This is a genomic window from Mycobacterium sp. 852002-51961_SCH5331710, from assembly GCF_001665535.1.
Lineage (GTDB): Bacteria > Actinomycetota > Actinomycetes > Mycobacteriales > Mycobacteriaceae > Mycobacterium.
The window spans coordinates 12925-25058 of record NZ_LZSQ01000109.1 but is presented as its reverse complement, the minus strand read 5'-3'; the positions used below and the strand labels follow the sequence as shown (position 1 = coordinate 25058).

General features: G+C 68.1%; 9 protein-coding genes and 1 pseudogene. 4 read left to right on the top strand and 6 right to left on the bottom strand.

Features of this window, described 5'->3' with window-relative positions; genetic code table 11:
* Positions 1–85 precede the first annotated feature (85 nt).
* The 3 genes and pseudogenes from A5752_RS19005 (at position 86) to A5752_RS18995 (ending at position 4420) form a co-directional block, all read left to right on the top strand.
* Positions 86–1762 (top strand): ABC transporter family substrate-binding protein, encoded by a 1677-nt coding sequence (locus tag A5752_RS19005; protein ID WP_502686754.1) that lies wholly within the window; start codon positions 86–88, stop codon positions 1760–1762.
* A gap of 64 nt (positions 1763–1826) precedes the next feature.
* Positions 1827–3047, top strand: coding sequence for an acyl-CoA dehydrogenase family protein (locus tag A5752_RS19000; protein WP_067088732.1), 1221 nt, complete (start codon positions 1827–1829; stop codon positions 3045–3047).
* 84 nt (positions 3048–3131) lie between these two features.
* Positions 3132–4420: pseudogene (locus tag A5752_RS18995) on the top strand (LLM class flavin-dependent oxidoreductase).
* Here the strand turns inward: A5752_RS18995 and A5752_RS18990 are convergent.
* From A5752_RS18990 to A5752_RS18975, 4 genes are all read right to left on the bottom strand, one after another.
* Positions 4417–4890: a DUF309 domain-containing protein gene (locus tag A5752_RS18990; protein WP_067088608.1), complete on the bottom strand. Its 474-nt coding sequence runs from the start codon at positions 4888–4890 to the stop codon at positions 4417–4419. The pseudogene A5752_RS18995 and the gene A5752_RS18990 sit on opposite strands and share 4 nt — an antisense overlap.
* Positions 4891–4909: 19 nt before the next feature.
* The gene (locus A5752_RS18985) at positions 4910–6445 is read right to left on the bottom strand and encodes a GMC family oxidoreductase (protein WP_067088607.1); all 1536 of its coding nucleotides are present in this window, start codon (positions 6443–6445) and stop codon (positions 4910–4912) included.
* Positions 6446–6547: 102 nt separating this feature from the next.
* Complete coding sequence (locus A5752_RS18980) at positions 6548–9169, bottom strand: AAA family ATPase (RefSeq protein ID WP_067088606.1); 2622 nt, start codon at positions 9167–9169, stop codon at positions 6548–6550.
* Positions 9166–10314 carry a metallophosphoesterase family protein gene (locus tag A5752_RS18975; RefSeq protein ID WP_067088605.1) on the bottom strand — a complete coding sequence of 383 codons (1149 nt, stop codon included), beginning with the start codon at positions 10312–10314 and terminating at the stop codon, positions 9166–9168. The genes A5752_RS18980 and A5752_RS18975 overlap by 4 nt, the downstream gene beginning before the upstream one ends.
* A gap of 104 nt (positions 10315–10418) precedes the next feature.
* On the opposite strand from A5752_RS18975, the gene A5752_RS18970 reads away from it, so the two are divergent.
* Positions 10419–10937, top strand: coding sequence for a SixA phosphatase family protein (locus A5752_RS18970; protein ID WP_067088604.1), 519 nt, complete (start codon positions 10419–10421; stop codon positions 10935–10937).
* A 3-nt stretch (positions 10938–10940) separates the two neighbouring features.
* On the opposite strand, the gene A5752_RS18965 is transcribed toward A5752_RS18970, so the two are convergent.
* Positions 10941–11501 carry a DUF3558 domain-containing protein gene (locus A5752_RS18965; protein ID WP_067088601.1) on the bottom strand — a complete coding sequence of 187 codons (561 nt, stop codon included), beginning with the start codon at positions 11499–11501 and terminating at the stop codon, positions 10941–10943.
* Positions 11498–12037, bottom strand: a complete 540-nt coding sequence (locus tag A5752_RS18960; protein WP_156614005.1) for a DUF3558 domain-containing protein — start codon at positions 12035–12037, stop codon at positions 11498–11500. Before A5752_RS18960 ends, A5752_RS18965 begins: the two co-directional genes overlap by 4 nt.
* Positions 12038–12134: the final 97 nt, after the last annotated feature.

Genomic DNA, 12134 nt, shown 5'->3' with positions numbered 1-12134 from the left:
CACCCGAAGGCGAGCGCGAGTGAGGATCGCAGCGGAGCGAGGACCGGTGGGCCCACGCCCGGAGGGCAGAGGACGAGCGGGAGCCGTGGCAGGGATCTTGCGACGCTTCGCTGCGGCCACCGCCATCGCCGCGCTGACCCTGACCGCATGCTCCGGCGGTTCCGAAGAGCCCCCCTCGGCAGGCGGCGAGGCGACGGTCGGAACCACCAACGACATCAACCCGCAGGACGTGGCCAACCTCCAGCAGGGCGGCACCCTGCGACTCGCACTGAACGACTTCTCGCCCAACTTCAACCCGCTGCACATCGACGGCAACACCGGCGACAACAACGCGGTGCTGAAGCCGACGATGCCACGCGCGTTCCGGATCGGGCCCGACGGCTCGGCCACCGTCAACACCGACTACTTCACCAGCGTGGAGTTGACGAGCACCGACCCGCAGGTCGTGACGTACACGATCAACCCGAAGGCGGTGTGGAGCGACGGCACGCCAATCACCTGGGAGGACATCCAGTCCCAGATCAACGCCACCAGCGGCAAGGACGACCGGTTCGCGATCGCCGCCACGAACGGCAGCGACCGCGTCGAGAAGGTCGAGCGCGGCGTCGACGACCGCCAAGCCGTCATCACCTTCGCCAAGCCGTGGTCCGACTGGCGGGGCATGTTCGCCGGAAGCACCGTGCTGCTGCCGAAGAGCTCGACGGAGACTCCCGAGGCTTTCAACAAGGGCCAACTGAACGGCCCCGGACCGTCGGCGGGACCATTCATCGTCTCCAACCTGGATCGCGGGGCGAAGCGAATCACGTTGTCCCGCAACCCCAAATGGTGGGGTGAGCAGCCGCTGCTGGACAGCATCACGTTCCTCGTCCTCGACGACGCCGCACGCATTCCCGCACTGCAGAACAACACCATCGACGCCACCGGACTGGCGACCCTCGATGAGATGCAGATCGCTCGGCGCACAGAGGGGGTGAGCATCCGGCGCGCGCCCGGTCTGGCCTGGTACCACTTCACGTTCAACGGCTCCCCCGGTTCGATCCTGGCCGACCCTGCGCTGCGACGCGCGATCGCCAAGGGCATCGACCGCAAGACCATCGCCGAGGTCACCCAGCGCGGGCTTGCCGACAATCCGGTGCCGCTGAACAACCACATCTTCGTCGCGGGCCAGGAGGGCTACCAGGACAACAGCGGCGAGGTCGCCTTCGATCCGGAGAAGGCCAAGCAGGAGCTCGATGCGCTGGGCTGGCGGCAGAACGGTCAGTTCCGCGAGAAGGACGGTCGTCAGCTGGTGATCCGCGACGTGCTGTTCGACTCGCTCAGCACTCGGCAGTACGGGCAGATCGCGCAGAACAACCTCGCCCAGATCGGCGTCAAGCTCGAGCTGGACGTCCGGCCGGCGGCCGGCTTCTTCACCGACTACGTCACCGTCGGCAACTTCGACATCGCCCAGTTCTCGTGGAGCGGCGACGCTTTCCCGCTCGCGAGCTTGACCCAGATCTATCGGACCGGAGCCGAGAGCAACTTCGGCAAGATCAGCAGTCCGGAGATCGACGAGAAGATCGAGCAGACCGTCGGCGAGCTGGATCCCGCCAAGGCCCGGCAGCTGGCCAACGAGCTGGACAAAATGCTGTTCGACGAGGTGTTCAGCCTGCCGTTGACCCAATCGCCCGGAAACATCGCGGTGCGAAGCAATCTGGCGAACTACGGGGCCTTCGGCCTGGCCGACGCGGACTACACGAAGATCGGCTTCATGAAGCCGTAACGCCTTAGGCTCTCGGTGAGCCAAAGCAGTGTTCGCGGTGCTGGCCGTCGGTAGAACAAACGCCATGACAACGGCCGATCTCCCCACACGCGCACTTCCGGGAACACCGGAGTGGACACAGCTGCTCGCCCGCATCGCCGAAGGCGCCAGCGACCGAGACCTCAACGACGAAAACCCCTTCGACGCGGTCGCCGCGCTGAAGAACGCCGGCTTCGGAACCCTGCGGCTGCCGCCCGACGCCGGTGGCGCGGGATTCACCGTGCCGCAGCTGTTTTCCGCCGTGATCGACGTTGCGCACGCCGACCCGATCGTCGCGCACATCTTCCGCACCCACTTCTGGTTCGTCGAGGAACGGCTGCGCACGGCCGATCTGCCGACATCGCAGGCGTGGTTGGAGAAGGTCGCCGCGGGCAAGGTCTTCGGCAACGCGTTCAGCGAGAAGAGCTCGCTGGCCGTCGGCAGCCTGGTGTTCAAGACCCGGCTGCTGCCCGACCCCGCCAACCCGGGCGCGTATCGCCTCGACGGCGAGAAGTTCTACAGCACAGGGACGTTGTTCTCCGACTACCTCACCGTGACGGCGACGACCGACCACGACTCCGTCGCGAACGTGGTGGTGCCCGCCGATCGCGAGGGTGTCCGCATCATCGACGACTGGGACGGCTTCGGCCAACGCCGCACCGGCACGGGTACGACCGTCTTCACCGATGTCGCGGTCGCGGCGGACGAGGTGCTCAGCGACACGCCCTACGACGCCGATCCGGTGCCGACGGTCCAGTACGCCTCGCTGCAGCTGTTCATCCACGCGGTGGTGGCGGGCATCCTCGAGTCGGTCGTCGACGACGGTGTCGCGCTGCTGCGTTCCCGCGACCGCAGCTTCAGCCACGCGCTCACCGAGCGGCCCAGCGACGATCCGCTGTACCAGAAGCTGCTCGGTGAGTTGGCGAGCACGGCCTACATCGCCAGGGCCTCGGTGCTCGACGCGGCCGCCGCGATCGGCGCCGCGACGGCGTCCGAGGTCGACGGCGTCCCGGATGCCGACCTCGCTTCCGAGGCCCAGTTGAAGGTGGCGAAGGTGAAGGTGCACCTGGACCAGGTGGCGCCCGAGGCCGCGACGCGGTTGCTCGAACTCGGCGGGGCCAGCGCCGCCAGCCGTAAGCGCAACCTGGACCGGCACTGGCGCAACATCCGCACGATCACGTTGCACAACCCGGTCGTCTACAAGGCCAGGGTGATCGGGCAGAACCTGCTGCACGACACCCCGATTCCGTCGAACGCGTACTTCTGACCCTCATCCACCCAGCGATTTGTGCGTGATTTCGATCGCACAGCGATCGTTTTCACGCACAAATCGCGTGTCGAGGAGCGCTCCATGTCGCGACAACTACACCTTGGCGGTTTCCAGATCGCCTCACAGGTCACCCATTCGCATGCAGCGTGGCGTCATCCCGCCAGTGACACCGCGTTCACCACGCCGGAGTATTACCACCGCCTCGGGCGCATTCTCGAGCGCGGCAAGTTCGACTTCGTGTTCTTCGCCGACCTGCGACGTTGGATCCGTCGATCGTCGCGGCCAGCATCGGTGCGGTGACGTCCAAGCTGGGCGTCGCGATCACCAAGTCCGCCACTTACTTTCACCCTTACGAGCTGGCACGCATCTTCGCCAGCCTCGACCACATCACCCGCGGCCGGGTGGCGTGGAACATCGTCACGTCGCTGACGCAGAGCGAGGCGCAGAACTTCGGCCACGACGACCATCTCGACCACGAGTTCCGCTATGAGCGCGCCGACGAGTTCGTCCGCACCGCTTTGGATCTGTGGACGAGTTGGGAGTCCGATGCGCTCGTTCTCGACAAGAAGGAGGGCGTCTTCGCCGACCCGTCGCGGGTGCACGCCGTCGAGCACGACGGCCGGTTCTTCAAGACGCGCGGCCCGCTGAACGTCCCGCGCTCACCGCAGGGCAGGCCGGTGCTGATTCAGGCCGGCTCGTCGAACACCGGCAAGGACTTCGCCGCGCGGTGGGCGGAGGCCATCTTCGAGATCGACCCCACACCCGAGGGCAGACGGGCTTACTACGACGACATCAAGTCGCGCGCCACCGATTTCGGCCGCGATCCGGACAAGGTGCTGATCTTCCCGGCGTTCATCCCGTTCATCGGCGAAACCGAGTCGATCGCCCGCGAGAAGCAGGCGTTCCACAACGAGTTGGCCGATCCGATCTCCGGGCTGATCACGCTATCGGTGCACACCGACCACGACTTCTCGGTCTACGACCTCGATGCCCCGGTCGAAGACGTTCAGGTGACCGGAACGCAGGGCTTGTTCGATACGGCGCGACGGGTCGCCAACCGCGACAACCTGACCCTGCGCGACATCGGCAAGTGGTACGCCCAGGGTGTGCTCCTGCCCCAATTCGTCGGTACCGCGGAGCAAGTCGCCGATCAGATCGAGGAGTCGTTCACCGCGGGCGAGGCCGACGGGTTCATGGTGTCGGCGGCGCAGACGCCGGGCACCTTCAACGACTTCGTCGACGCGGTCGTCCCCGAACTGCAGCGGCGCAGGCTGTTCCGCACCGAGTACACCGGCGACACGCTGCGCGAGCACCTCGGGCTCGGCGATGTCACGTTCGCGCCGGCGCAGCGGTTGCAGTCGGTGAGCTAGTCGGTAGTCAGGCGCGGCCGCAGTCGCTCCGGGGCGGTCACCACCCCGGCTTCGAGGTCGTCGATCAACGTTTCCGCGTAGTCGGCAAGACCACGGACGTCGACGCCGTGCGTGGCCGTGCCGCCGTCGGCGAGGCCGGCGCGCGCCCGGCTCAACACCCCGAGCGCGCCCTTCGTGTTTCCGCGCTGCACGTGGGTGATGCCGACGGCCAGTTGGGCGAGGCTCTGCCAGAGCACGCGTTCGTCCGGTGGGCCGTTCTTCCATGCGGCCTCGAACACCTCGTGCGCGTGAAACGCCATCCCCTTGTCGAGAAGCTCCTGCGCGTACACGACGGTCTCGGCCGGTGGTAGGTCGAGGTCGTCGGGGATCCGCGCGACGCCCTCGCTGCCGTGGGGCAACGGCCGCCCCAGCTCGTCGCGGGCGCGGGTGTTGCGGGGACGCCCGGCTTCGTCGCGGTCGCGCTCGGCCATGGCTCCATCTTGGCACCGCTCACGTGCGCAGCAGTTCGGCGGCCTTCTCCCCGATCAGCACGCTGGGCGCATGGGTGTGTCCGCGGATGATCGCCGGCATCACCGAGGCGTCCGCCACCCGCAAGCCCTCGACGCCGCGCACGCGCAGTTGCGGGTCGACCACGCTGGCGTCATCGCGCCCCATTCGGCACGTCCCCACCGGGTGATACAGCGTGTGCGAGAACGTGGCCAGCGCGCGTGCGAGCGTCTCGTCGTCCAGGGCCGCCGAGTCCAGCGGCCTCGCGATCTTGCCGATGACGCCCTCGAGAGCGGGCGCCTGCGAGATCGTCGCGCAGATGCGCAGACCGGCCATGACGGCGGCCCGGTCGACGCCGCCGGGATCGGTGAGATACCGCGGGTCGATGATCGGCTTGTCCCTTGGGTCGGCCGAACGCAGTTCGATGGTGCCGCTGCTCTGCGGCTTGAGCAGGATCGTGCCGAGCACGACGGCGTGGTTGTCGTAGGGGTCGCCGATGCCCTCCTCGAAGAACGGGGCAGGGGCGAAGATCAGCTCGAGGTCGGGCAGTGCGAGGTCCGGACGGCTCCGAACGAAACCGTAGGCCTCCCCCACATTCGAGGTGAGCATCCCGCGGCGCCGCAGCAGGTAGTTCAGCAGCTGAAGCGGCTTCTCGGCGGCGAAGAGGCTGTCGTTCGGAACATCGAAGCCGAGCGCCGCGATGAAGTGGTCGGCCAGGTTGGCGCCGACATCCGGGGCGTGGACCAGCGTCGAAATGCCGTGCTCGGCCAGCCGTTCGCCATCGCCGATGCCCGACAGCATCAGCAGCTGCGGGCTGTTGATGGCACCGCCGCACAACACCACCTCGCGCCGGGCCTTGACGACGCGACGGGTGCCGTTCTGCTCGATCTCGACGCCGACCGCGCGGCGGCCGTCGAACACCACCCTGGTCGCCAGCGCGTCCGTTTCGAGCGTCAGGTTTGCGCGCTTGAGGGCCGGTTTGAGATAGGCGTCGGCCGCGCTCCATCGCGCACCGCGGCGCTGGGTGACCAGTGTCTCGCAAAAGCCTTCGGGCGCAGCCTGGTTCGGCTTCTCGATACGGTAGCCACACTGCTCGGCAGCGGCCAGCCATTTGGCGGTGGAACTGCGCGGGCTGCGCTGCTTGCTGATGGACAGCGGCCCCGCTTCGATCTTGCGCAGATATGGCTCGAGATGCGCATAGTCCCACTGGTCGCCGGCCGCCTCGCCCCACTCGTCGTAGTCCGCGGCGAATCCGCGCACCCACATCATCGCGTTCATCGACGACGAACCGCCGACCATTTTGCCTCGCGGCCAATAGATTTCGCGGCCGTCGAGTTCCTTCTGCGGTTCGGTCAGATAATCCCAGTCCACGGGGCTGCGGAACAGCTTGACGAAGCCCGCGGGGATGCGGATGAACTTGTCTTTGTCGTGGGGACCCGCTTCCAGCGCGACGACCCGGACGGACGGATTCTCGCTCAGGCGGGCCGCCACCACCGACCCGGCGGAGCCCGTTCCCACGACGACGTAGTCGGCTTCCATCCGCCGGAGTCTAGGTTTTTCGGGGCGGACAAACGGGCGGTGTCGGAAATCCGACCGAAACTCGTCAGCGTTCCCTAGGGCCGGCGCCGCCGCGCCAGCCGGTTACGCCGTCAGCGCAATGTGCTCGGCGCCGTCGACGGCCGCGTACCTCTGCGGGCTGCACGTCAGCACGATCACCTGCCCGTCGCCGCCGACCGCGTTGAACACCGCACCCATCTTGACCAGGCGGTCGGGGTCGGTGAACCCGAGCGCGTCGTCGATGACCACCGGTACGGTGTCCTCCTTGGCCACCAGCGCCGCCCCCGCCAGCCGTGCCACGATGCCCAGTTGCTCCTTGGCCCCACCCGAGAGTGAGTCGTAGGGCACCGTGCGGCCGGACAGCGTGCGGGTGCAGATCCGCAGCGCACTGTCGACTTCCACCTCAAAGCTGTCGCCGAACACCATGCGGCCCAACCGCTCCACCTCGCCACGGAACGGGTCGACGTAGCGTGAGCGGGTGGATTCGCGATGCCGTGCGATCACCGACCGCAGCAGCTCCGCTGCCCTCGCGCGGCGCTGAACCCTCGTGTACTCGTCGAGCGCGTGCTCACGCTCGGTCTCGGCGTCGTCGAGCTTGCCCCTGCGGCCTTCGGTCCCATACACCTTCAGCCGCGCACCGATCTCGCGAAGCTCCTCGATCACGTCGTCGCGGCTGGCCGACAAGGCCTCGGCGCGGCGCGTGGCCTCTTGGAGCGTCGCGGCCACGGCGTCGGGTGCCGCGCGGGTCAGTTCCTCGCTCAGCTCGGCGACCAATGCGGCGGCCCGCTGCGCCTCCTCGGCGTGCGCCTGCGCCCGCAGCGCCAACTCGTCGTCGCTCACGGTGGCCCGCTGACCTTCCAACCGTTCGCGGGCCAGTGTGAGCTCGGACCGGGCGCCGGTGAGCTTCTCGCGCAGCACCGTCGCCCGAGTATCGCTCTCCCCCAGACGCTTAGCCGCCTCCTCGGCGACCTTTCGATGCTTCTCGCACTCGGCGATCGCCTGCTTCTGGGCGGCCGTCGCGGCGTCGAGCTCGGCGCGGGCGGCATCGGAGTCGACCTCAAACAGCTCCGTGACCCCAGGCTGACGCGCGGTGAGCTCGGCAAGACGTTCCCTGAGCCGATCCGCCGACCGGTCACCCGTCAGCGCCTCGACGGTCGCGCTCAGCCGATCGCGGGTCGTCACCAGCTGTTGGCGCCGCTGATCGAGGGTGCGCGCCTCGGCTAGGTCGGCGACGCCACAGTCCGTCAGCGCCGACGCAAGAATCCCTTGTGCGGCATCGAGTTTGGCCTGCGTTTGGGAGGCCGGCGCACCGGGCAGCAGCCGAGCGGTGAGCAGGTCCGGTACCTCGATCGCGGTTTCGGCGCTGACGCTGGCGGTCCACGCCTCCCCTGCACCCAGCCTGACCGTCTCGCCGGCGACGCGCACCTCGACGTCGGCGCTCGCGACCAATTCGATGTGCGCCGACGCCAACTCGACCTGTGCCGTCACGGCGTCGACGGTCGCCTTGGCCGACTCGATCGCGCGCATACCCTCGCCGGTCAACCGGATCTGCGCGAGTTCGCCCTGCACGCGCTCGAGTTCCCGTTCAGCGGTCTCGATCTTCGACAGTTGCGCGGCGATCCGGTCCGCCTCGTCGCGGTCGGCGAGCCGTTGCACGGCTCCTCGCGCCGCTTCGACGCGGGCCTGCGTGGCCTCCAATGCATTTCGCGCCTGTTCGGCGGCGGTCTCGGCGAGCTCAGCCACCTCGACCGCGGTCGTGTGATCGTCGGCGGCCTGGGTGGCGGCGGTCTCGAGCTCGACCATCGCGGCGGCCCGCTGCTCGATGTCGGCACGCAACCGCCTGCGCTCGTCGACCGCGGTGCGCGACGTGCCGTGGTTGGCGTGAGCGGCCGCGGCGACCAGCTCCGCTTCCTTGAGCTGTCCCTTCAGCCCGGCGACCTCTTCGGCGGCCTTCTGCGCGCCGGCGAGCTGTTCGGCCGCGGCCGCGCGTTGGGCCGTCAACCTGGCCAGCTCGTCGGTGAGGTTGGTGTGCCTGCGCACCGCCTCGTCGACCTCCGCGACGGACGCCGCGGCCTCGGCCAACGCGTCCTCGGCCGCTCGCAACCGGTTGGTGGCGGCCGCCCACTCCCCGGTGGGCCTTCCGGTGCGGGTGAAGTAACGCAGGTATTCCTCTTCGACGCGGTCGACCAACAGCGGTTCGGCACCCGAGAGCGCCACCGCCTCACCGGCGGCGACGTCGAGCGCGCGGGACAGCGCGTCACATCCGGACAAATCCACGGCCGCGGTGGACCCCGACTGCAGCACCCGCTGCGCCTGCCACAGGCAGGTGTCGACCGTCTCGTCGAGCATGGCCCGCACCCGGTCGTGCGCCTCGTCACCGGTGAACTGCTGGCGTCGCGGCTCGAGGATCGTCAGCTCGGTCGAGAAGCGCTTGTGGAACCGCTTGCGGTACACGAATCGGTATGGGCCCGTGGAGATCTCGGCCTCCACCTCGGCGCCGATGTCGGCGTGTGTCGGCTTGACCTCTTTGACCTCTTTCTTCGCCGACCGGTCCTTGGCCTCGATCAACAGGTCGAGCGCCTCGATCATCGAGGACTTGCCGATCTCGTTGGCGCCGCTGACGATCACCACGCCGCGTTCGGGAAATTCGATCTCGCGGTGCGTGATTCCGCGGTAGTTGGTCAGGACCAGGCGGTGCAGTTTCACGCCACGCCCCGATCCGACAGCCGCAGAAGCAGCGCCAGGGCGGCGCGGGCGTCCTCGGCCGCCTCACCGTCCGACCGTGCGGTGGCGACCAGTTCGTCGACGGCCGATGCGGCGAAGCCGCCGATACCGAGGTCGTCGAACTCGCCGTCGGCGGGGATGACCGCGATCTCGCTCTGTTTCTCGTCCACCCGCAGCGCGGCGAAGAGCCGGGCGTACTTGTCCAGGCACGCGTCGAGCGCGGCCTTGTCGGTGACCGTCAGCGATCCCGTCAACGCGAGACGCACGACGATACGTTCCTTGTCCGGCAACAGATCGAGGTTGATGTCCAGGTCGGCGACGTCCCGGTCGCTGTCTACGCCGCGGCGCAGCGTGACGAACCGCCAGCGGCCCACCTTGCGCGGTTCGACGTTCACCGGATGCGCCGGATCGGTCTCGTCGATGTCGACGACCAGTACGTGCCCGGAGTCGACCTCGATGTCGTCGTAGTTGGTGACCTCCGGCGACCCGGAATACCAGATCCGTCCCGTGGCACCGACCTGCATCCGAGAGTGCTTGTCGCCCAGCGCTACATAGTGCACAGCGCCCCGGTTGACCGCCGCCTCCAGCGCCGCCAGACGGATCAGCGAAGCGCGGTCCTTGTCGGGTACGAAGATGTCCACGCCGCCGTGGCCGACGACGATCCGTGTCACCCCGTCGGCGGGCAGATCCTCGAGCACGCCGGCCACGGGGTCCGACGACGGCGCCTTCGAGGTCCACGGCGCAGCCACCAGTTCCAGTCCGGGCCGTACCTCGTGCACACCGGCGCGGTCCAGGACCGACACGTTGTCGGGGCGCTCGGCGAGGAACAGCGGGCTGGTGTAGACCGAGGACGCGTCGAGCGGGTCGTGGTTGCCGGGCAGCAGGTACACGGGAACGCCGACGGCGCGCATGGCTTCGAGCGACAGGCTGACATCTCTGGGCGCGAGTTGGTTGTGCTCGAAAACGTCGCCGGCGACGACGATGAACTCCGCGCCGGCGTCGGCCGCCACCCGCCCCACCTCGACCACCGCGTCGCGGCGCGCGGCCGAATAACGGGGCTGCGCCTCGCCATTCAGGAAGTACCGCGTCATGCCGAGTTGCCAGTCGGCGGTATGCACGAATCGCATCTCAGCGCGCTCCTTCCGCTCATGTGTTTGCCGGGCACCGCGAGTGTAGGGCGGCACCCCGACAAGTCACGGGAGGTGCGGCGGCATGCCTTACCGTTAGTCCGGTGACCGACCGGTTTCGCACGCTGCTGTTGCTCCGGCACGCCAAGTCGGACTATCCGGCGGGTGTCGGCGACCATGCCCGTCCGCTGGCGCCGCGGGGTGTGCGCGAGGCGGGGTTGGCCGGTGACTGGTTGCGCGCCCACGCCCCCGCCGTCGACGCCGTGCTGTGTTCGACCGCCACCCGCACCCGCGAGACGCTGGCACGCACCCGGATCGCCGCGCCGGTCCGCTACCTCGACCGCCTCTACGACGCGACGCCGGGCACGGTGATCGACGAGATCAACCGGGTACCGTCGCACTTCGACTTCGAAGTGCAGACGCTATTGGTGATCGGCCACGAACCGGCGATGTCGAACGTCGCACTCGGGCTGTCCACCGTGGAAGGCAGCAACATCGCTGCGGCCGAACAGATCTCGATGAAATATCCGACGTCGTCGATCGCGGTGTTGCGTACCGGCGAGTCGTGGGAGGGACTCGCGCTCGACGGCGCTTCGCTGGTCACCTTCCACGTACCGCGGTAGGCGTCACGCACGGGTGGCGAGCGTCAGCTCCATCAACTTCAGCGCCATCTTGCAGGCGTCGATCCCCGGCGACTGCGGATTGATCCACCATCCGACGACGCCCGCCGCGTCACTGGCCACGCCGCACGCGCCGTTCGGGTCGTTCGGACGCATCACGATCGACTCGATGCCGGCCACCGAACGGTTCTCGATCTGATAGTTGAGCTTCTGGGCCACTTCGCGCTCGTTGTCGAGGCTGCCCTGCTCGAACCAGAACCGGGTGATGTCCACCAGACCCTGCGGGTTGGCCGCCTGCCAGCGACACACCGCGCCGACGAACGTGCTCTGGATGTCGAGGGGGTCGGCGCCCACGGTTTCGGCGAGGATGTCCTCGGTCAGCACCTCGCACTCTTTGAGCAGGTTCGGGTACTGCCGCTCGGAGTCCTGGTTGCGCGGGCCGCCACCTCCCGAACCCGACTTGGCCGCGGTGCCCTCGACGGTCTGCGTGCAACCGGTGAGCAGCGACAGCACGGCCAGCACAGCGATGAGGCCGGCACCCAGCCGACGAGCGAAGGCGGTTGTCATTCGGAATTCACAATCGATTGACGGGTCAGTTCCTTGGCGACGTCGCAGGGTTCCGGGAACGGCTTGCTGGCGAAGCTGACCGACCACTCGATGAAGTCGTCGTCGAACTGGATGCCGATCTCGCACAGATTCGTGCCCAGAAGCGGGTCGTCGCCGACGGCGATGAAGCCGTCGTGGCCCTCGATGTTGATGTCCTCGACGCTGGTGCGGGACAGTTCCTCGGTCTTGCGCTCGCGGCCGATGGGGCTTCCGCGGAACCAGCTGAACGAGAAGTGCGGGCCGAGGATGCTGCCGCCGGCCAACCACTGGCATCCGACCGAGTTCTTGGCGGTGGCCACCAGCCCCGGCACGCGGGTCAGTTTCATGACCTCCGCGTCACCGATGCCCCCACATTCGGGGAAGAACGGGCCGTGTGACGCGTCCGCAGCGGGCGTCGGGTTGTCCTCGGGCACCTGCGGGCCGGTGGGCTCGGAATCCGAGCATGCGGCGGACAGCGGGATGACCACGGCGGCCGCGACGGCCAGGCAGCGGGTCATGCGCGTGCTGTGAGTCACGCCATGCACTGTAGCGGCCGCTCTTGGGGTCAACCACCGACATGCCGGTTGACCAGCTCATATATCGGATGTGCGACAG

What these genes read in the sequence shown, in the direction of transcription:
- A5752_RS18985 (WP_067088607.1), bottom strand. Translation starts at nt 6,445, where the DNA reads ATGGAAGCCGACTACGTCGTCGTGGGAACGGGCTCCGCCGGGTCGGTG.
- A5752_RS19000 (WP_067088732.1), top strand. Translation starts at nt 1,827, where the DNA reads ATGACAACGGCCGATCTCCCCACACGCGCACTTCCGGGAACACCGGAG.
- A5752_RS18990 (WP_067088608.1), bottom strand. Translation starts at nt 4,890, where the DNA reads ATGGCCGAGCGCGACCGCGACGAAGCCGGGCGTCCCCGCAACACCCGC.
- A5752_RS18960 (WP_156614005.1), bottom strand. Translation starts at nt 12,037, where the DNA reads ATGACCCGCTGCCTGGCCGTCGCGGCCGCCGTGGTCATCCCGCTGTCC.
- A5752_RS18975 (WP_067088605.1), bottom strand. Translation starts at nt 10,314, where the DNA reads ATGCGATTCGTGCATACCGCCGACTGGCAACTCGGCATGACGCGGTAC.
- A5752_RS18965 (WP_067088601.1), bottom strand. Translation starts at nt 11,501, where the DNA reads ATGACAACCGCCTTCGCTCGTCGGCTGGGTGCCGGCCTCATCGCTGTG.